General features: G+C 74.1%; 15 protein-coding genes. 8 read left to right on the top strand and 7 right to left on the bottom strand.

What is annotated here, in order from left to right:
- Positions 1-158: 158 nt before the first annotated feature.
- The 3 genes from UIS43_RS01355 (at position 159) to UIS43_RS01345 (ending at position 5,305) form a co-directional block, all read left to right on the top strand.
- Complete coding sequence (locus UIS43_RS01355) at positions 159-1,373, top strand: ABC transporter ATP-binding protein (RefSeq protein ID WP_013152568.1); 1,215 nt, start codon at positions 159-161, stop codon at positions 1,371-1,373.
- Positions 1,374-1,683: 310 nt separating this feature from the next.
- Positions 1,684-3,864 carry a prolyl oligopeptidase family serine peptidase gene (locus UIS43_RS01350; protein WP_370012207.1) on the top strand — a complete coding sequence of 727 codons (2,181 nt, stop codon included), beginning with the start codon at positions 1,684-1,686 and terminating at the stop codon, positions 3,862-3,864.
- Positions 3,865-4,102: 238 nt separating this feature from the next.
- Entirely contained in the window at positions 4,103-5,305 is a 1,203-nt protein-coding gene (locus UIS43_RS01345; RefSeq protein WP_370012206.1) for a JmjC domain-containing protein, read from the top strand.
- A 271-nt stretch (positions 5,306-5,576) separates the two neighbouring features.
- Here UIS43_RS01345 and UIS43_RS01340 read toward each other — a convergent pair whose 3' ends face one another.
- Together UIS43_RS01340 and UIS43_RS01335 are read right to left on the bottom strand one after the other, a co-directional pair.
- The gene (locus UIS43_RS01340; RefSeq protein ID WP_013152564.1) at positions 5,577-6,206 is read right to left on the bottom strand and encodes a class I SAM-dependent methyltransferase; all 630 of its coding nucleotides are present in this window, start codon (positions 6,204-6,206) and stop codon (positions 5,577-5,579) included.
- Positions 6,207-6,329: 123 nt separating this feature from the next.
- Positions 6,330-7,151, bottom strand: a complete 822-nt coding sequence (locus tag UIS43_RS01335) for a TetR/AcrR family transcriptional regulator (protein WP_041552535.1) — start codon at positions 7,149-7,151, stop codon at positions 6,330-6,332.
- 100 nt (positions 7,152-7,251) lie between these two features.
- Here UIS43_RS01335 and UIS43_RS01330 point away from each other — a divergent pair, with 100 nt between their 5' ends.
- The 4 genes from UIS43_RS01330 to UIS43_RS01315 all read left to right on the top strand — a co-directional run bounded on the left by UIS43_RS01330 (position 7,252) and on the right by UIS43_RS01315 (position 11,315).
- Positions 7,252-8,244 (top strand): ATP-binding cassette domain-containing protein, encoded by a 993-nt coding sequence (locus tag UIS43_RS01330; RefSeq protein WP_013152562.1) that lies wholly within the window; start codon positions 7,252-7,254, stop codon positions 8,242-8,244.
- Positions 8,241-9,113 (top strand): ABC transporter permease, encoded by an 873-nt coding sequence (locus UIS43_RS01325; protein ID WP_071621855.1) that lies wholly within the window; start codon positions 8,241-8,243, stop codon positions 9,111-9,113. Before UIS43_RS01330 ends, UIS43_RS01325 begins: the two co-directional genes overlap by 4 nt.
- An 85-nt stretch (positions 9,114-9,198) precedes the next feature.
- Entirely contained in the window at positions 9,199-9,918 is a 720-nt protein-coding gene (locus tag UIS43_RS01320) for a DUF2306 domain-containing protein (RefSeq protein ID WP_370012205.1), read from the top strand.
- A gap of 536 nt (positions 9,919-10,454) precedes the next feature.
- A complete protein-coding gene (locus UIS43_RS01315; RefSeq protein WP_013152559.1) occupies positions 10,455-11,315 on the top strand; it encodes a (2Fe-2S)-binding protein in 861 nt (286 codons plus the stop codon).
- Positions 11,316-11,336: 21 nt separating this feature from the next.
- Here UIS43_RS01315 and UIS43_RS01310 read toward each other — a convergent pair whose 3' ends face one another.
- The 4 genes from UIS43_RS01310 to panD form a co-directional block, all read right to left on the bottom strand.
- Positions 11,337-12,572 (bottom strand): DUF4352 domain-containing protein, encoded by a 1,236-nt coding sequence (locus UIS43_RS01310; RefSeq protein ID WP_370012204.1) that lies wholly within the window; start codon positions 12,570-12,572, stop codon positions 11,337-11,339.
- A 196-nt stretch (positions 12,573-12,768) separates the two neighbouring features.
- A complete protein-coding gene (locus UIS43_RS01305; protein WP_013152557.1) occupies positions 12,769-14,070 on the bottom strand; it encodes an MFS transporter in 1,302 nt (433 codons plus the stop codon).
- Positions 14,071-14,166: 96 nt separating this feature from the next.
- Positions 14,167-14,424, bottom strand: coding sequence for a hypothetical protein (locus UIS43_RS01300; protein WP_013152556.1), 258 nt, complete (start codon positions 14,422-14,424; stop codon positions 14,167-14,169).
- Between the two features lie 303 nt (positions 14,425-14,727).
- A complete protein-coding gene (panD, locus tag UIS43_RS01295; RefSeq protein ID WP_013152555.1) occupies positions 14,728-15,132 on the bottom strand; it encodes an aspartate 1-decarboxylase in 405 nt (134 codons plus the stop codon).
- 420 nt (positions 15,133-15,552) lie between these two features.
- Here panD and UIS43_RS01290 point away from each other — a divergent pair, with 420 nt between their 5' ends.
- Complete coding sequence (locus UIS43_RS01290) at positions 15,553-16,557, top strand: LacI family DNA-binding transcriptional regulator (RefSeq protein WP_071623176.1); 1,005 nt, start codon at positions 15,553-15,555, stop codon at positions 16,555-16,557.
- Between the two features lie 199 nt (positions 16,558-16,756).
- Here UIS43_RS01290 and UIS43_RS01285 read toward each other — a convergent pair whose 3' ends face one another.
- Positions 16,757-19,609 carry an RNA helicase gene (locus tag UIS43_RS01285; RefSeq protein ID WP_013152554.1) on the bottom strand — a complete coding sequence of 951 codons (2,853 nt, stop codon included), beginning with the start codon at positions 19,607-19,609 and terminating at the stop codon, positions 16,757-16,759.
- Between the last annotated feature and the right edge of the window lie 2 nt (positions 19,610-19,611).

Here is a 19,611-nt window from a genome sequence, read left to right as displayed (position 1 = left end):
CATCGACTCAAGTATGGACTTTTCGATCAGGATCATGTCTGATGTGATCAGCACAACGGCCTGGTTCGATCAATTGCGAAAGTTCCAGGTCGGCGGCGCGGACGCCCCGATGATCCGCGTCACCCCACATCTCGACCCCGGCCCGGGAGCTGACAACCATGGCGGAGATCGTCCTCGATGGCGTTGACAAGATCTACGGCGGCGACGTCAAGGCCGTCGACAACCTGAACCTGAAGATCGAGGACGGCGAGTTCATGGTGCTCGTCGGCCCCTCCGGCTGCGGCAAGTCCACCGCGCTGCGCATGATCGCGGGCCTGGAGGAGATCACGGGCGGCACGCTGGTCATCGGCGACGAGATCGTCAACGACCGCCCGCCCAAGGACCGCGACATCGCGATGGTCTTCCAGAACTACGCGCTCTACCCCCACATGACCGTCGAGCAGAACCTGGCCTTCGGCCTCAAGCTGCGCAAGGTGGCCAAGCCCGAGATCGCGCGCCGTGTCAAGGAGGCGGCCGAGATGCTGGGCCTGGAGACCTACCTCAAGCGCAAGCCGGGCGCCCTCTCCGGCGGTCAGCGCCAGCGTGTGGCCATGGGCCGCGCGATCGTGCGCGAGCCGCGCGCGTTCCTCATGGACGAGCCGCTGTCCAACCTGGACGCCAAGCTGCGCGTGCAGATGCGCGCCTCCCTCAACCAGCTCCACGAGCGCCTGGGCGTCACCACCATCTACGTCACCCACGACCAGATCGAGGCCATGACCCTGGGCGACCGGGTCGCGGTGATGCGCGACGGGCGCCTCCAGCAGGTGGACACCCCCAAGCGCCTGTTCGACGCCCCCGTCAACCTGTTCGTGGCCGGGTTCATCGGCTCCCCGGCGATGAACTTCGTCGACGCCGAGCTGGTCGCCGAGGGCGACGGCGCGGTGCTCACCTTCGCCGAGCACAAGCTGCCGGTCCCGGCGAGCGTCCTGGAGGCGCGCCAGGGCCTGCGCGACTACCTGGGCCGCAGCCTCATCCTGGGCATCCGCCCCTCGGACTTCAACGACGCCGACCTGGACGGCAACGGCGACCCGCAGATCCAGGTCAAGGCGAGCGTGACCGAGGAGCTGGGCACGGAGATCAACGTGATCTTCACCGTGGACGCCCCGCCGGTGCGCCACGAGGACGCCGCCGCCCTGGCCAAGGACGCCGCGGGTGAGGAGGGTGAGGGCGACGGCCTGCCGCTGGGCGGCAACACCTCGCTGTTCACCGCCCGGGTCAGCCCCCGCAGCAGCGTGCGCCCGGGTCAGCCGGTCAGCCTGTCGGTGGACGTGAGCCAGCTGCACTTCTTCGACCCGCAGAGCGGCCTGGCCATCGGCCACCCCGACAACGTCTGAGCCCCTCCCCCAGCGCCCCGCCGGGCCCTCTTCCCCTCCTCCGGGAGGGGCCCGGCGGGGCGCACCCGTGCGCGGGGTCCCCGAGGGCGCGGTGGAACGCACCCGCGCGACCGGCGGGGCAGGTGAGGCGGGCAGGACAGGTGGGGCAGGTGATCTCGACCACCGTCGCGCACCCGCGGGAACGGGCCCGGCGGGGCGCGGACCTTATCCAGTCCGTACCGGGGCAAACCTTGCTCCGAGGACACAGTCGCGCACCTGCGGGCAAGGCATCTGTTTCTTGACCCCCGGATGAGCGCACCCCAACGATTGTGTGGTGTCCAACCGAGCCCCCGGAGCCGCTCTCGTCACCGAGTCCGAGCCCGAGCCCGAGCCCGCCGTCGACGTCCTGCACGGCCGACCCGTGCCCGACCCCTACCGGTGGCTGGAGTCCGCCGACTCCCCCCGGACACTGCGCTGGCTGGAGGAGCGGGGCCGCGAGTACGCTGCCGAGGCGCTCACCTGGCCCCTGCGCGACCGCCTGGCCGGGCTCATCCGCTCCCTGGTGGACACCGACCTGTGGAGCCCGCCGGTGCACCGGCCCGGCGCGGTGTTCGCCACCGTGCGCCCGGCCGGAGGCGAGCACCCCCGCCTGGTGGTCCTGAGCGGGGACGGCCCGCCGCGCACCGTCTACGACCCCGTGGCCGAGGACCCCGCCGGACACACCACCCTGGACGCCTGGGAACCCTCCCCCGACGGGGGGCTGGTCGCCGTGCAGACCTCGTCGGGGGGCGTGGAGCGCGGTGCCCTGCGAGTGATCGACACGGCCAGCGGGGAGCCGGTGGGCCCCGCCGTGCCCGGAGTGCGCTACTCCCATGTGGCCTGGGCGCCCCGGGGCGTCCCCGCCTTCTACTACGTGCGCCGCGACGGCGCCAGGGGCGTGCGCGGCGTGTGGCTGCGCCGGGTCCTCGACGGCACCGAGACGCTGGTCCACGCCTGCGCGGCGTCCGGAACCGTGCCCGGGGTGCGCGTCCTGGGGAGCCGGTGGCTGCTGGTGTCCGAGAGCCACGGCACCGGGCACCGCACCGACCTGTGGTTGGCCGACCTGACCGGCCCGCACCGACCCGCGGCTCCGGCCGACCCGAGCGCCCCGACCTGTGAGACCGGCCCGGCCGACCTCCCCGAGCGGTCCCCGCTGCGGCCCGTCCAGGTGGGCGAGGAGGCCGAGACAGAGGCCCGGCTGGGTCCGGACGGCCTCCTGTACCTGCGCACCACCCTGGGCGCGCCCTGGCGGCGGATCTGCGCGGTCTCCCCCGAGGAGCCGGGGGTGGGGCACTGGCGCGAGGTGGTGCCCGAGGAGGACGGGGCGACCCTGGACGCCTTCGCGCCCTGCCCCGCCGGACCCGAGGGCGGCACCGCCCTGTTCGTCGCGCGCACCCGCCTGGGGATCAGCGCCGCGGCCGTCCACGACACCCGCACCGGCGGGCTCCTGTACACGGTGGACCTGCCCGGGGAGGGGATGGTCTCCGCGCCGGAGACGGCGCCCGACGGGTCGGTGTACCTGGGGTACGCGGACGTGGCCACCCAGCAGCGGGTCCTGCGACTGGCCCCCGGGGAGCGCACCCCGCGCCCCTGGCCGCCCGGCGCCGCCGGGGCCCCGCCCTCCCCGGACGTGGAGCGCTCGGTGGTCTGGTGCCGCTCCGCGGACGGCACGCGGGTACCGGTGACCGTGTTCACCGCCGCGGGCGGCGACCACGCCGCGCCCGGCAGCGGGCTGATCCCCGAGCCGACCCTCCTGCACGCCTACGGCGGCTTCGGGCGCCCGCGCCAGTTCGGGTTCAGCGCGACCGTGCTGGCCTGGCTGCTCTCGGGCGGCCGGTACGCCGTCGCCCACGTGCGCGGCGGCGGGGACGCGGGCCGCGACTGGCACCTGGCCGGTTCGGGCCGCGACAAGCCGCGCGCCGTGGAGGACCTGGTGGCCGCGGCGGCGGCCCTGGTCGGAGCGGGGATGTGCACCCGCGAACAGCTGTGCCTGTCGGGCGGCTCGGCGGGCGGGCTGCTCGTCCTGGCCGCCGCGACCGCGCGCCCGGACCTGTGCGGGGCGGTGATCGCCTCCGCGCCGCTGGCGGACATGGCCCGGTTCGAGCGGATGGGCCTGGGCCGGATGTGGACCCGCGAGTTCGGCACCGCCGCCGACCCCGACGACTTCGCCGCCCTGATGTCCTACTCCCCCTACCACCGGGCGCTGGAGGGCGCCGGGGACGGGCCGGGACGGCGCTTCCCCAGCGTCCTGCTCACCGGCTTCCACGGTGACACCCGCACCGACGCCGCCCACCCGCGCAAGATGTGCGCGGCGCTGCTGGCGGCGGCCGCGCGGGAGGAGGGGCGCCCGCCCGTCCTGCTCCGGTACGAACGCGACGTGGGCCACGGCCCGCGCGCGGTCAGCCGGGCGGTGGGACTGGCCGCCGACGCGCACGCGTTCGCGGCCCACCGGACGGGGCTGTCGCCGCGCTGAGCGCGGAAGGCGGCCCTGGCAAGAGAAACGGCACACAGAAAGCGAGGTGTGGTGCGTATGGACCCGATCGAGGTCGAGACCGAGGACCTGGCCGAGGTGACCTCCCGCGACATCACCGCGGGTGGCGACAGTGACGGCACCGACTCCAGTTCCGACTTCATCTGATCGCGTCCCGCCCGGCCCGGTCCCCCCGGGTCGGGCGGGGCCCAGCCCCCGTGCACGGAGAGGACGCCCCCTCATGACCGATCCCGGCCACCTGTTCACCCGGACCCTGAGCGACGTCGTGGGAAGGGAGGCCCTCACCGAGCGCCTGTCCGAGGAGTTCGTCTTCGCCGACCTGGGCGCGGACGCGGTGCGTTCGCTGCTGACCTTCGACGACCTCAACGACCTGCTGGCCACGTGCTCCCCCGAGCCGCCCAGACTGCGCCTGCACCGGGACGGGTCCCCGGTCCCGGCCGACCGCTACACCGAGGCGGCGACCTCCTCGCGGAGCGCGCGGCGGGTGGTGCGGCCCGAGGCGCTGTACCGGGAGCTGCGGGAGGGGGCGAGCCTGGTCCTGGACAGTGTGGACCGGATGCACCCGCCGGTGGGCGCGGCGGCCGACGACCTCATGCGGCTGGTGCGCGAGCGCGCGCAGGCCAACCTGTACCTGATCTGGGGCGGCTCGCGCGGCTTCGACACCCACTGGGACGACCACGACACGGTGATCGTCCAGGTGGAGGGGACCAAGCACTGGCAGGTGCACGGCCCGGGGTCGCGCCCGTACCCGATGAAGAACGACGTGGACCACGCCCACACGCCGCCGCGTGACGCCGACGGCGAGCTGCACCTGGTGTGGGAGGGCGTGCTGCGGCCGGGCCAGGTCATCCACGTGCCGCGCGGCTGGTGGCACACGGTGACCGGAACCGGCGGGGTGAGCATGCACCTGACCTTCGGCTTCACCCGGGCGACCGGGGTGGAGTGGGCGGACGCGCTGGTGCGGCGGCTGTTCGAGGAGGAGGTGTTCCGCAGGGACCTGCCGCGCTTCGCCGACCCGGACGTGCGGCGCAAGCACCAGAGGGCGCTGGCGGCCCGGATGGCGGAGCTGGCCGAGGAGCTGGACCTGGACGGCTTCCTGGCCGAGCGGGACGCGCGCTTCCCGCGCCGGACCTCGTTCTCGCTGCCGTGGCCGGTGGAGGAGAGGACGCCGCCCGCGCACGCGCGGGTGGAGTTCGTGCCGATCCTGCCGCCGCCGCTGTCGCACGACGGCGAGAGGGTGGCCGTGACGGTGGGCGGGCGCCGGTACCGGTTCCCGGCCGTGGTCGGACCGGTCCTGGAGGCGCTCGCCGAGCACCGGGAGCTGACCGTGGCCGAACTGGCCGAGCGCGCGGGCGCGGAGGTCCAGCGGGCGGCGGAGGTCGTGTCCGCGCTGTCGCGGCACCACCTGGTGGTGGTGCGGTAGCCGTCCACAGGCGCGCGAAGGGCCTGGTGGGCCCGGCCCGCGCGCGCCTACCGTGGTAGTAGGGGGGTCCCCACCCCGCCGGCTTCGCGCTGCCCGCGCACTGCGGTACCGCGCGCGCCCCGGCGGCCGGGGCGCGCTCCCCTTTCACTGCGGTCTTGCACTTACAGCGAGGTTCGACGGTCCGACCTCGCCAGGACGCGGGTCAGAGGCACGCGCGCCGCACCGGCGACGGTTCCGTCCGGTACACGCCCGGCACCTGCTGGCGGACGCCCTAAGGCAGACGCGCCAGCACGTGGGCGTCCAGGAAGCCCCGCTCGGAGGCCGGGTCGTGGAGCAGCCGGGCGAACACCACCAGCCCCGCCCCGGTCAGCAGCTCCGCGAACCGGTCCACCGGCCAGCTGTAGGCGGGCGCCACCCTGTGGTCGAAGCGGACCGGCTCCGGTCCCTCGGTCGCGAAGAACGAGGCCAGGAGCAGGCCCCCCGGCGCCAGGACGCGCACCTGCTCGGCGAGCAGCGCGGGCAGCTCCCCGGGCGGGGTGTGGATCATCGAGTAGTGGGCCAGCACGCCGCCGAGCGCGCCGTCCCCGACCGGCAGTGCCTCCATCCGCGCCTCGTCGAACCGCAGCGCCGAATGGGCCCGCCGGGCGTGCTCGACCATGCCCGGGGAGAGGTCGAACCCGCGGGCGTCCAGCCCCAGCTCGCACAGCATGGCCGTCAGGTGCCCGGGCCCGCAGCCGACGTCGGCCGCCCGCGGGTTCCCCGTCGCGCGTACCAGCTCGGCGAAGGTACCGATCATGTTGCGCGAGAACGGCTGCGTCTCCAGCCGGTCGGCGAACATCGACGCGTACAGCTCCACGACCCCGTCGTAGCCCGCCCTGGTCTGTTCCTGGTGCTCTGTCACGGCACAGGAAGCTAGCACCCGCGCGCGTTCGCGGCCCCTTCGCCCCCGGTGGCCGGTCCCGCCGCTCCCCCGCGCCCGGGGCCGTTCGACTCGGGGCAGCCGGGGCGGGGTGGACGCCGACGCTCATTCCCCCGCGCCCGCGGGGCCTTCCGGCTTTTCCTGCGCGCGCTGGCGCTCCACGTAGACCTCGATGCCGTCCAGGATCCGGCGGATGGAGAAGTCCAGGTCCTCCGCGGGTCCGCCCGCGTCCTCCCGCGGGGTGTCCGGGGACTCCTCCAGAACCCCCTCCCGGAGCAGCCGGTCGATGGTGGGGAACCCCTCCGCGGTGACGACCCGGCGCAGCCCCCTGCTGTAGTCGCGCCCGGTGTCGGCCATCGTGCCGCCCGCCGCCCGGGCCGCGCGGCTGATGTCCAGTTCGATGCGGACCGTCTCGCGCAGGACGGCGGACAGCATCGTCAGCATCTGGAGCGACCAGCCGAGGTCCAGGCCGGACCGGGAGACCTCGCGCAGCCCCGACTCCATCCAGCGCAACCCGTTGGGTCCGCTGGGCGGCCCGTTCAGGGAGAGGTAGACCGCCCACGGGTGGCGGCGGTACATCGCGACCAACCCGCGGACCCACTCCTCCACGCCGGTCCGCCAGTCCACGTCCTCGCGCGGCGGGGGCGGATCGCCGTCCATGGCCGCGTCGCTCATGAGGACGAGCATGTCCTCCTTGCTGTCCACGTACCGGTACAGCGACATCGTGGTGTAGCCCAGCTCCTTGGCCACCCGCTGCATGGACACGGCCTCCAGGCCCTCGGCGTCGGCGAGGGCGACCGCCGCCTCCACCACCGCCTCCCGGCTGAGCCGGGGCTTGGGTCCCCTCCGCGATTCGGGCTGGCGCAGTCCCCACAGGAGCTCGACATCCCGCTCCATCCGGCTCGTCCCCTGGTGCTCGGCCGTCATACCCCACCCGTCGTCGACTGCGTCGTTGACACCATCCTAGATCTGTGTATTACTTACACCAATACATGTATGGCATAAACAGTTTATGGAGCACACCGCCATGTCCCACACGACCCCGGCCATCAGCGCCGAGGGGTTGCGCAAGAGCTACGGGGCCACCCGCGCCCTGGACGGCCTCGACCTGACCGTCGGGGCCGGGAGCGTCTTCGGCCTGCTCGGCCCCAACGGCGCCGGCAAGACCACCGCCGTGCGTGTCCTGGCCACCCTGCTGCGCCCCGACTCCGGGCACGCCCGCGTCGCCGGGTACGACGTGCTCGCCCAGGCCGACCGCGTGCGCGCCGAGATCGGCCTGACCGGCCAGTACGCCTCGGTCGACGAACTCCTCACCGGGCGCGAGAACCTCGTCATGTTCGGCCGCCTGTACGGCCTCACCCCCCGGGGCGCCGACGAGCGCGCCCGTGCCCTGCTGGAGCGCTTCGACCTCGTCGGGGCCGCCGACCGCCGCGCCGACGGTTACTCCGGCGGGATGCGCCGCCGCCTGGACCTGGCCGTCAGCCTCATCCAGGAGCCCGGCGTCCTGTTCCTGGACGAGCCCACCACCGGGCTGGACCCCCGCAGCCGCCTCCAGGTCTGGGAGTCGGTGCGCGCCCTGACCGCCTCCGGAACGACCGTGCTGCTCACCACCCAGTACCTGGAGGAGGCCGACCAGCTCGCCGACGCCGTCGCCGTCATCGACCACGGCCGCGTCATCGCCGAGGGCACCCCCGACTCCCTCAAGTCGCAGGTGGGCGGCGACCGCCTCGACGTGGTCGTGCGCGACCCCGCCGACCTGGACACCGCCGCGCGGCTCCTGGGCGCGGCCGTGTCCGCGCGGGCCAGCGTGCACCGCGACGAGCAGCGCGTCAGCGTTCCGGCCGAGGACCGCATGGAGGCGCTGACCCGGGCCGTGCGCGCCCTGGACGGCTCCGGCCTGCGGGTGGAGGACATCGGCGTCCGCCGCCCGAGCCTGGACGAGGTCTTCCTCGGCCTGACTGGAACGACCGCCGCCGACCACGACGGCGCCCGCCAAGCCCCTCAGGAGGTGTCCCGATGACCGCCGCCACCGCCCCCTCGTCCGCCCCGCGCCCGCTGGCCCACGGGAGCCTGCCGTCCCGCCGGCCCACCCGGGCCCAGCGCCTGCGCAAGGCGGGGGCCGACACCCTGGTGCTGACCCGCCGCAACTTCCGGCACATGGTCCGCGACCCCTTCGAACCGGCCATCGCGATCACCATGCCGGTGGTGGTGGTGCTCCTGTTCGGCTACGTGTTCGGTGACGTGATGGCGCCCCCGGGCACGGAGAACTACCGCGAGTTCCTGGTCCCGGCGATGCTGGCGATGGTCATGCTCTACGGCATCGGCGGCACCGCCTCCGGGATCGCCCGCGACACCGCCCGCGACGTGATGAGCCGCTTCCGGTCCATGCCCATGTCCCCCGCGGCCCTGCTCGGCGCCCGCGCCCTGGCGGACATGGCGCGCGCCTGCCTGGAGGTGGCCCTGCTGCTCCTGGTCGGGTTCGCGATGGGCTGGCGCGCCGGGGAGGGGCTCTCCGGAGCCCTGGCCGCCGTCGGCGTGCTGCTGCTCTTCAGGCTGGCCCTGGTGTGGCTCGGGGTGCTGCTGGGTCTGGTGCTGCCCACGGCCGACTCCGTGAGCATGATCGTCTACCCGCTGACGTTCCCGCTCAGCATGCTCTCGACGAGCTTCGTCCCGTCCGAGGCCATGCCCTCCTGGCTGGCCCCGGTCGCCGAGTGGAACCCGCTGTCGGCGGTGGTCACCGCCGCCCGTGACCTGTTCGGCAACCCGTCCCTGCCCTCGGACGCCTGGCCCGCGGAGAACGCCCTGCTCGTGGCCGTGGCCCTGCCGGTGGCCGTCATGCTCCTGGTCACCCCGCTGGCCGTGCGCCGCTTCCGGCGGCTCAGCCGCTGACCCGAACAGCCTGACCCGGCCGCGAGCCCGGCCCCGCGCCGCGGTCCCCTCCCCGTAACCCGTCTCCCGCAGAGGAACGAACGACATGACCGCGACCGCCGCCCCTCCGGAGCGGACCGCCCAGCGCCCCGGCCCCCGCTGGTGGCAGCGCCCCTGGATCCTGCCCCTGGCCCTGTTCAGCGCGACCTTCCTGGTCTACGCCCTACCGCCCTACCTCGGCCTGGACCCCGCCCAGGCGCGCGTGGGCCTCCCCGGGGACGTCGCCTGGTACTACCCGGTACTGGTCACCCACGTCTTCGGCGGCTCCCTGCTGACGCTGCTGGTGATCCTCCAGGTGTGGCCGTGGCTGCGCGCCCGCCACCCGGCCGTGCACCGCTGGAGCGGCCGCGTCTACGTCCTGGCCGGAATCCCGCTCGTGGGCGTCCCCGGGCTGCTCATCGCCCCGCTCAGCCACTTCGGCACCAGCGTCCAGATCAGCAACGTCATCTGGGCCCTCCTGTGGCTGTCCTTCACCGTCATCGGGTACCGGATGGCGCGTCGGCGCCGCTTCGCCCAGCACCGCGAGTGGATGCTGCGCAGCTTCGCCCTCATCTACGGCATCGCGTTCAGCCGGGTGCTCACCGTCGTGCTGGTCATGGCGCATCTGCCCCGGCTGGAGAGCGATTACGGCGGCGACGCCGATGCGCTGGGGCTGGCCATCGCCCCGGCCAACGCCTTCCTGTCCTGGATCGTGCCGCTGCTGCTGGTGGAGTGGTGGCTCAAGTACCGCCGCCCGCGCGGGCGGCGCCCGCGCGCCGCGGCCTGAACCCTCCGCAGGGGCCCTTCCCCGCGGCCCGACCGCGGAAAGGGTCCCTTCCGTGTACCCGCCTCGGACGGCGCCTCCGGCGGGCCCCGGCGCATCCCCGGGCCCGCGGCGTCTGCGACCGGTCCAGGCCCGCGACCGGCTCGACCGCGTCCGGCCCAGGCCCGTGCCCCGCTCGGCCGCGTCCGGGCGGTGTGCGCGGCCCCGGGCGTCCGCGTTCGGCACCGTCCCCGCGTGGGGCTGGAGGGACGCGTGAGTCTGTCTCTGCTGTCCCTTCAGACACCCGCGTCACACCGCAGAGCCAGCGAAAACGGCACCGGTGACCTACGCCACCCCTGACCCGTATCCGGAGAAAACCGTCCGGACCTGCATCTTTTGCCCGCGTTTCGGTTAGGGGATAATCCGATGATCATTGCGGCACACGTGCTCGTTAGGGTAGCCTCACTTAAGAGGCGCAGATGTACTCGTCCCCCGAAGGTCACTGCACTCACACGACCCCCGGACATGACGACATCGTGCGACGAAGGGCAGGTTCAGCGGTGACACCAGACCCGCTCGACGCGTTCCGCGACGCCTGCGCGCCGCTGAAGTTCGCGCCCCTGCCCGACCTGCTCTCCTTCGAGGAGCTCTCCGCCGTTCCCCGCGGCCGCGTGCACTGGCACCAGGCGGGCGCCATGGCCGAGGACGGCTGGCTGCCGGTCCTGTACGACCGCCTCCGCAGCGAGCACGGCCCCGGCCACCGCCTCCCCGCCGCCACGAACTTCCTGCGGGTGACCCTGCGCGAGCCCATCTTCCTGGTCTCGGCCTCGCTGTACCTGACCGGTCGCGCCCCGCTGCTGAGCCCGGACACCCTCTACCTGCCCTGGGACTCCGGGCTGGCGCGCTTCGGCACGCCCGCCTCGGTCGGCACGCGGACCGCGGTCCTGCCGGACGACCCCGCCGTCGGCCACCCCGACACCGTGGTCGCCGAGGACGAGGACGCCCAGCTGCGGATGGCCGCCGAGGCCCTGTTCGCCACGTTCGAGCCGATCATCGACGCCCTGCACGGGCACACGCGCTCGGGCAAGCGCACGCTGTGGGGCTGGGTGCTCGACACCCTGCACTTCTACATGCTCAACCCGGCCCGCTACCTGGGCCGCGACCCCCGACAGGCCTGGGAGCTGGCCACCCGCCTGGGCGACGCGGTGGTCGCGGCGGGCGCGGTGACCCGCAGGCGCCCGCGCCTGTTCCCGTTCGCCCCCGACCACCCCCGCGGGACCTGGGCGGTGCGGGGCACCTGCTGCTTCGACTACAAGGGCGACCCGGAGCACGGCTACTGCACCACGTGCCCGCTCAAGTGCGACGGCGAGCGCCAGCAGGACCTGTCGGAGTGGCTGCGCGACCCGGCGCTGGCCCCCTGAGCCCTCCCCCGGCGCCGCCGGTCAGCTGACCGGCACCTCCACCGGTTCGCCGAAGAACGGGGAGAAGACCACCGTCTCGGGGTCAACGTCGCCCTCCACCGTGATGACCCCCGAGACGCTCTGCCCGGGGGCGAGCGTGCGCGCACCGATCTCGTCGGCGTCCATGCCGACGGCCTCGGAGGTGCTGTGCTGGTCGCCCCGGGCGTCCACGACCCGGAAGTAGAGCGGGTTGACCTCGATGTCCTCTTGGCCGGTGTTCGTCACCGACACGTCGATGCTGGTGTAATCCCCTTCGGTATAAAGCGGCCCGGGGTCGAAGTCGGCGGGTGAGGCGGTGAGCTCGACCCGGGGCCCGGCCGCCTCGCCGCCCTCCTGCCGGGACTCGGTCTCCTGTGCCGGGGGCTGCCTGTGGGCCGCCGCGAACAGGGCGACGGTCGTGCACCCGGCGATGACGAACATCAGCAGCAGCAGGACGCCGCAGCCGATGCCGAGGATCTTCCCCCACGGGGTGGGGCTGCTCTCCGGCGGCCCGTAGCCGCCCTGGGGCGGGTAGCCCTGGCCCGCGCCGGGCTCCGGCCCGTAACCGTAGGCCTGTCCGTAACCGCCGGCCCGCCCCGGCGCGTACCCCGGCCCCTGACCCGAGGGGTAGCCGCCCGCCGCGGCGTAGCCCGGCCCCTGACCGGAGCTGAAGTCGCCCGGGGGCCCGCCGGGGGGCTGACCGCCCGCGCCGGGCGCGGGCCCGTCCGACTCCCCGTATCCGGGGGCGTAGCCCGCGTGTTCGTATCCTGCCTGGCCGGGACCGTTGGGTCCCTCGGAGAGCTCGCCGGTCACCGGTTCGGGCGGCGCGCCCGTCGGGTGCCCGCCCGGGGGGACGTCTCCGGGGGCGCGCCCGGCCGGGGGTTCCCCGTAGGCGTGGGCCCCCGTCGGGGGAGGGCTCTCGTGGCGGCCGCGCGGGGGCTGTCCCTCCCCGGGCGGCGCGAGCGGCTCCCGGGGGCCTCCGTCGGCTCCGCCAGGAGGCGGCGCGTCCTGGGGGCCGCGCGGGGACCCTCCTTCTCCGCCTCCCGCGGGCCGGTCCTCTCCGGACGGCGTCTCCCTGCGGGGGAAGCGGTGCGGCGGCTCCCCCGGCGGCTGCGGCCCGCCCTCGATCGGGTCACCGGCGTCGCCGGGACGCCACTCCTCCGGCGGACGGTGGTTCACCGGGTCCGGGCGCTGTCCCGACTGCTCCGGCGGCACACCCTCGGACTCCCGATCGGACACTGAGAACACCCCTCATGTCAGCGCGGTCCGCCCGCCGATTCACCGCCGTCGGGCGCCTCACGCCTGCACGGTAACCGCGGGGGCGGGCCCGCGCGTGGAGGTCACGGGGCGTTTTCGGTAAGGCCCGGGCAAAGGGCGCACGACAGGGGCCGCGGAGCCCGGTCACCGCGCTCGGCGGCGACAGGCCGACCGGCGGTCAGCGCGCTTCCCCGGTCCGCTCCCGCCGGTCCGCCCGGGCCAGCCGGGCGCGCACGGCGAGCACGAACACCGGCACGGTGAACACGGCCGCGAACAGGTTGAGGCCGCCGAAGCCCGCCTGGGCCAGCACCACACCCGACAGGGCGCCCGCCGCCGCGCCGCCCAGGTTCATCACCAGGTCGCTCACACCCTGCACGCGGGGGCGCACGTCCGCCGCCAGGGACTCCGCCAGCAGCGCCGTCCCGGACACCAGCCCGAACGACCACCCCAGCCCCAGCAGCACCAGACCGACCGTCACCCTGGCCTCATCGTGCCCGGCCGTGCCCGCCACCACCGCGGCGGCGATCAGGATCCCCTGACCGGCCAGCAGGACGGGCACCCGCCCGAACCGGTCGGTGAGCCACCCCACCACCGGCGACAGGGCGTACATGCCGGCGATGTGCAGGGAGATGGTCAGGCCGATCACGGTCAGCGCCGCTCCGTGGTGCGACATGTGCACCGGCGTCATGGTCATGACCGCGACCATCACGGTGTGGCTGGCCACGATGCCGACCACCGCGAGCAGCGCCCCCGGGCCGGCCGCGACCACCCGCAGCGCCCCGGCCACGGACAGCCGGGCTCCGGAGGGGGCCGCGCCGCCGGAGGGGCGGTCCGCGGTGGCTGCGCGGAGCGGGTCCGGGCGCAGCAGGGCGAGGATCAGCAGTCCGCCCAGGACGAACCCGGTGGTGGTGAACAGCACCGGGCCCAGCAGGGCGGGCAGGCCGAACAGGTCGGCCACGCGCGCGCCGGGGCCGGTGAGGTTGGGGCCCGCCACCGAACCGACGGTGGTCGCCCAGACCACGATCGACAGGTCCCGGCCGCGGCTGCGCTCGGAGGCCAGGTCGGCGGCGGCGTGGCGCGCCTGGAGGTTGGTGGCGGTCCCGGCGCCGACCAGGACCATGCCGACGAGGAAGAGCGCGAACGCCTCCAGCACCGTGGCGGCGATGACGACGGTGCCGCCGAGCGCGCCGAGCATCCAGCCCAGCGCGAGGCCGGGTCGGCGGCCGCGCCGGGCTGCCAGCGAGGCCAGGGGCAGGGCGAACACCGCGGCGCCCAGGGTGATCATGGTGGTGGCCATGCCGGACCAGGTGTCGGAGCCGGTGAGTTCGAGGGCGATGAGCGCGCCCACCGCGATCATCGCGCCCATGCCCACGCCCCCGACCACCTGGGCGAGCATGAGGACCAGGACGGTGCGCCGCTGGAGCCGGGCCCGTTCGGACTCGGTGAGGGCGTCCCCTGGCTGAGCGGTGTGTGTCGACACGCGTGCGTCCTCTGTTTGGTCCTACCAACGGAGGAATCCTAGCCAGAAGCGTGTTATGTCCGCCATGTCGTAAACACCGCCCCTGACGGACGCCGCTCAGTGACGTCCGTAGCGCCACCGCAGGTAGTCGTGCTCGCGCTCGACGTAGCGCATCTCCGAGTACAGGGTGTGCGGGTCGCGCGCGCTGATGACGACACCGCCCGCGGGGATCACCGGCCAGCAGGCGAACGCCCAGAAACAGCGGGTGTAGGGACCCCACAGGACCACCCACGCACCCTGCTTCTGCCACTCGATGTGTTCGGCGATCCGGCGCTGTTCCTGCTCCCCAGTCCTGTCCATGCCGATGGAGGACATACCCGGCACGGGCAGGGGTGATCAGGCCGGAACCGGCCACGGCACCAGTGACCTGCGACCCTTGCCGAACACGGGATTCGGTCTCCCGCTTCGGAGGTTTCGGCCGCACGAAAGCGGGTCCGGGAGCCGCGCGGGCGCCGCACCCCCGCTCCGAAGGCGCGTCCCGCCTGCGAGGACACCCCCATACGGAGACGGTGCCCGCGCCGACGCGGGGGGCGTCGGCGCGGGCACCGTGGGGAGTCCGGCGGGCGGGGCCGGGTCCGGCGCTCCGGCTGGGGAGGACCGGGTTCGGTCGGCCCGGGTTCAGCGCCCGGAGACCAGCGCGCTGCCCGGCACCGGCTCGGCCGGGTCCTCGCCCAGGGAGATGATCCTGTTGTCGCGGTCCACGTGCACGATGTGCTGGACGTGCTCGGCCCGCTCAGCCTCGGTGAGCTGGGCGTAGGAGATGATGATGACCAGGTCGCCCGGGCTGACCAGCCGGGCGGCGGCGCCGTTGATGCCGATGACGCCGGTACCGCGTTCGCCGGTGATCGCGTAGGTGACCAGCCGGGCGCCGTTGTCGATGTCGACGATGTGGACCTGCTCGCCGTCGACGATGTCGGCGGCGTCCATCAGGTCGGCGTCGATCGTGACCGACCCGACGTAGTGCAGGTCGGCCTGCGTGACCGTGGCGCGGTGGATCTTGCCGTTGATGAGGGTGCGCAGCACTGCTCAAGCCTCGTTTCAGGTGTCTTGCGAACTACAGGCCCAGGGGTCCCGTGTCTCTCCATGATGACCCCCTCCGGGTGCCGCTCCGGCCACCGGGGTCCGCCATCGCGTCCAACATCGCACGCCACCGGGGTGTTCCGCGTGTGGCGTGCGCCACCCGGACGCCTTCCTCCGTCCACGCGCCCCCGATTCCCCTGCGCCGACGGGGAGGCGTCTGCGGCGTTCCCGCTCACCGGCCGGGGTCGCTGGGGCACAATGGGACCGCGCGTGCCCGGACCTCCCTGAGCCCCCGGGCGGGGCACCGCGCGCGGCGCCCCGCCCCCGTGCCGGGGGGCCGCGGCCGGTGTCGGGACGAGGGGGTTGGTAGCGGTGGACCACAACGGCGGTCGGCCCACGGCGGACCCGGTGCGCCGGGCCACCATGCGCGACGTCGCGGCCCTGTCCGGGGTGAGCGTCAAGACGGTCTCGCGCGTGGTCAACGACGTCTCCACCGTCTCCGAGGAGCTGCGCGACCGCGTCATGCGGGCCGTCGCCCAGCTGGACTTCCGGCCGAACCTGGCCGCCTCCAGCCTGCGCCGCACCGACGGCGCCACCCGCCAGATCGCCCTGCTGCTGGAGAACGTGGCCAACCCCTTCTCCGCCACGCTGAGCCGGGCGGTGGAGAACGTGGCCCGCGAGCACGGCACCCTGGTCCTGTCCGGGAGCCTGGACGAGGACCCCCGGCGCGAACTGGAGCTGGTGCGGGCGGCCACCCTGCACCGGGTGGACGGCATCCTGCTGGTCCCGGCCGCGCCCGACCACGCCTACCTGCACCGCGAGATCCGCACCGGCACCCCGGTGGTGTTCGCCGACCGCCCGCCGCGCGGCCTGGACGCCGACGCGGTCATGGCCGCCAACGCCGAGGGGGCCCGCGAGGCGGTGCTGCACCTGGCCGACCACGGGCACACCGAGATCGCCTTCCTGGGCCACGATCGCGGGATCAGCACGGCGGGCGAGCGCCTGGCCGGCTACCGGACCGCCCTGGACGAGCGGGGCCTGCCCGAGCGCCCCGGGCGCGTGGTGTGCGGCCTGGGCGGCTCCGCCGCGGCGGCGCGGGCGACCGTTGCGCTGCTGGACTCCGCGCACCCGCCCACGGCCCTGTTCACCGCCCAGAACCTGGTGACCATCGGCGCCATCCAGGCCCTCCAGGAACGCGGCCTGCACGAGCGCGTCGCGGTGGTGGGCTTCGACGACTTCCCCATGGCCGACCTGCTCACGCCCCGGGTGACCGTGATCGCCCAGGACGTGATGGGCATCGGCGCCCTGGCGGTGCGGCGGCTCTTCGCGCGCATCGCGGGCGACGACGGCCCGCCCCGCGAGGAGCGGGTGCCCACCGCGCTCGTCGTGCGCGGGTCCGGGGAGATCCCCCCGCCGGACCCGCGTTGACGGCCCTCCCGGGCCCGTACTCGGGCTCGGGCTCGGGCTCGGGAGGAGCGGACCCGGACGTGCCCGGAGCGGCGACCGGACGGGGCCGCCGGGACGACCCTGCTCCCGGGGGCGCCGCCGACGGCCCGTCGCGCCGCCGGGGGCCAGGCCGCCGCAGGCCGGAACCCCCGGTCACACCGGCGACGGTCCGGTCGGCGCGTCAGGTGAGCGAGGAGTAGGCCACCACCCCGCGCCGCACCAGGTCACCGGCCTTGCGCGCGGTGGTGCGCACCTCGGCGTCGCCGCTGGCCCCGGCGATCTGGCCGAGCATGTCCACCAGCATCTTGGCGGTGCGCACGAAGTCACCGGCGGGCATGTCCGCCTGGCGCAGGATGGCGTCCAGCCGGTCGCCGCCCGCCCACCGGTGCGCCGTCCACACGAAGCCCAGGTCGGGCTGGCGCAGGAACGACACCCGGTGCCGGGACTCGACCTCGGACAGCTCGCCCCACAGGCGCACCATCTCCGCGAGCGTCTCGTCCACCCGCCCGCCGGGCAGACGCGGGTAGGCGTCGTCGCCCCGGCGCGCCTCGTAGACCAGCGAGGCGGCGCAGGCGGCCAGCTCGACCGGGGTCAGCCCCTTCCACAGGCCGCGGCGCAGGCACTCGGCCACGAGCAGGTCCAGTTCGGAGTAGACCTTGGCCAGCCGCGACCCGTCGTCGGAGACGCTGTCCTCCTCCAGGTACCCCAGGTCGTCCAGCACCCCGCACACGCGGTCGAAGGTGCGGGAGATGACGTGCGAGCGCCCCTCCACCCGGCGGCGCAGGCCGTCGGTCTCCCGGCGCAGGCGGAAGTAGCGTTCGGCCCAGCGGGCGTGGTCCTCGCGGTCGGCGCACCCGTGGCAGGGGTGCTGGCGCATCTCCCCGCGCAGGCGCAGCACCTCGGAGTCCTCCCCCGCGTCGCGCGAGCCCCGCTCGTAGACGGGGTCGGTGCCGCGCTCCTTGAGCTTGTTGCGCAGCGTGGAGGCCAGGTCCTGGCGCGAGCGCGGCGACTTGGCCGAGAACGACTTGGGCACGCGGATGCGCCCGGAGGGGTGCACCGGCACGGTGAAGTCGCTGGCGTTGACCCGCTTGACCTGCTTGTCCACGGTGAGCACCAGGGGCGCGGGCAGGTCGTGGCGCAGCCCCGGGTCCAGCACGACCGCGTGTCCGGAGTAGCGGCCCGAGGGGATGCGGATGATGTCGCCGGTGCGCAGCTTCTCCAGGCTCTCCAGGGCCTCGTCGCGGCGCCGGGCCGAACGGTTCTTGGAGAGCATGGACTCGCGGTCGCTCAGGGCGCGGCGCAGCGCGGCGTACTCCATGAAGTCGCCCAGGTGGCACTCGGCCGCCTGGGCGTAGCCCTCCAGGGCCTCCTCGCTCTTGCGCAGCTGTTTGACCAGGCCCACGACGGCGCGGTCGGCCTGGAACTGGGCGAAGGACGCCTCCAGCATGTTGCGGCTGCGCTGACGGCCGACCTGGCCGACCAGGTTCACCGCCATGTTGTAGGAGGGCTGGAAGCTGGAGTTGAGGGGGTAGGTGCGGGTGCCCGCGAGGCTGGCCACCGACTCGGGGTCGGTCCCGGCCTGCCACACGACCACCGCGTGGCCCTCCACGTCGATGCCGCGCCGCCCGGCGCGTCCGGTGAGCTGCGTGTACTCGCCGGGGGTGAGCTGGGCGTGGGTCTCGCCGTTCCACTTGTCGAGTTTTTCGATGACCACCGTGCGCGCGGGCATGTTGATGCCCAGGGCAAGGGTCTCGGTGGCGAACACCGCGCGGATGAGGCCGCGCGAGAACAGGTGCTCGACGATCTCCTTGAAGGTGGGCAGCATCCCGGCGTGGTGGGAGGAGATGCCCGCCTCCAGGGCGCGCAGCCACTGCTCGAAGCCGAGCACGGCCAGGTCGGCGGGCGGGATGTCGGCGCACCGCGTCTCGGCGTACTCGCGGATCTCGTCGGCCTCCTCCGGGGTGGTGAGCACCAGCCCGGCCGCCAGGCACTGGCGGACGGCGTCGTCGCACCCCGCCCGGCTGAAGATGAAGGTGATCGCGGGCAGCAGGCCGTCGTCGTCCAGCTCCTCGATGATGGTGGGCCGTGAGGGCGGCGCGAACCGCGAGCGCGGCCGCACGTTGCCGCGGGCCCGCGACTGCGGGTGGCGGCGCCGGTTGGCGAGCTGGGTGATGCGCGAGTCCTCCTCGGCGAACCGGGTCAGCCGGGGGTTGATCCGCAGCTTCTGCCCGCCGACCTCGATCTCGCGGGGCTGCCAGCCCTGGCGGCGGCGCTCACGCCTGCGCTTCTTGGCGCGCCCGGTGGAGCCCTCCCGCTCCTCCCCGTCCCCGGACCCGGGGCCGGTGTCCTCCTCCATGTCCACGAACAGGTCGTGGACGCGGTTGCCGACCATCACGTGCTGCCACAGCGGCACGGGCCGCTTCTCGTCGACGATGACGGTGGTGTCGCCGCGCACCTGCTGGAGCCACTCGCCGAACTCCTCGGCGTTGCTGACGGTGGCCGAGAGGGCGACCATGCGCACCGACTCGGGCAGGTGGATGATCACCTCCTCCCAGACCGCGCCGCGGAAGCGGTCGGCGAGGTAGTGCACCTCGTCCATCACCACGTAGGCCAGTCCGCCGAGGGTGGACGAGCCCTCGTAGAGCATGTTGCGCAGCACCTCGGTGGTCATGACCACCACGGGCGCCTCGCCGTTGACGCTGTTGTCACCGGTGAGCAGGCCGACCTGGTCGGCGCCGTAGCGCTTGACGAGGTCGTTGTACTTCTGGTTGGACAGCGCCTTGATGGGCGTGGTGTAGAAGCACTTGGTGCCCTCGCCCAGGGCCAAGTGTACGGCGAACTCGCCGACCACGGTCTTGCCGGAGCCGGTCGGCGCGGCCACCAGCACCCCGTGGCCGTTCTCCAGCGCCTTGCAGGCCCGGATCTGGAAGGGGTCGAACTCGAACCCGTAGAGGCCCTGGAAGGCCTCGATGGCGGCGCTGGAGGACCCCTGGCGCCGACGGAAGGCGGCGTACCGCTCAGCGTGACTACTCATAT

Origin of the sequence: Nocardiopsis sp. LDBS0036, from assembly GCF_041228755.1 — a bacterium.
In the GTDB taxonomy this organism is placed as follows: Bacteria; Actinomycetota; Actinomycetes; order Streptosporangiales; family Streptosporangiaceae; genus Nocardiopsis; species Nocardiopsis dassonvillei.
This window is presented reverse-complemented; position numbering and strand designations above follow the sequence as displayed.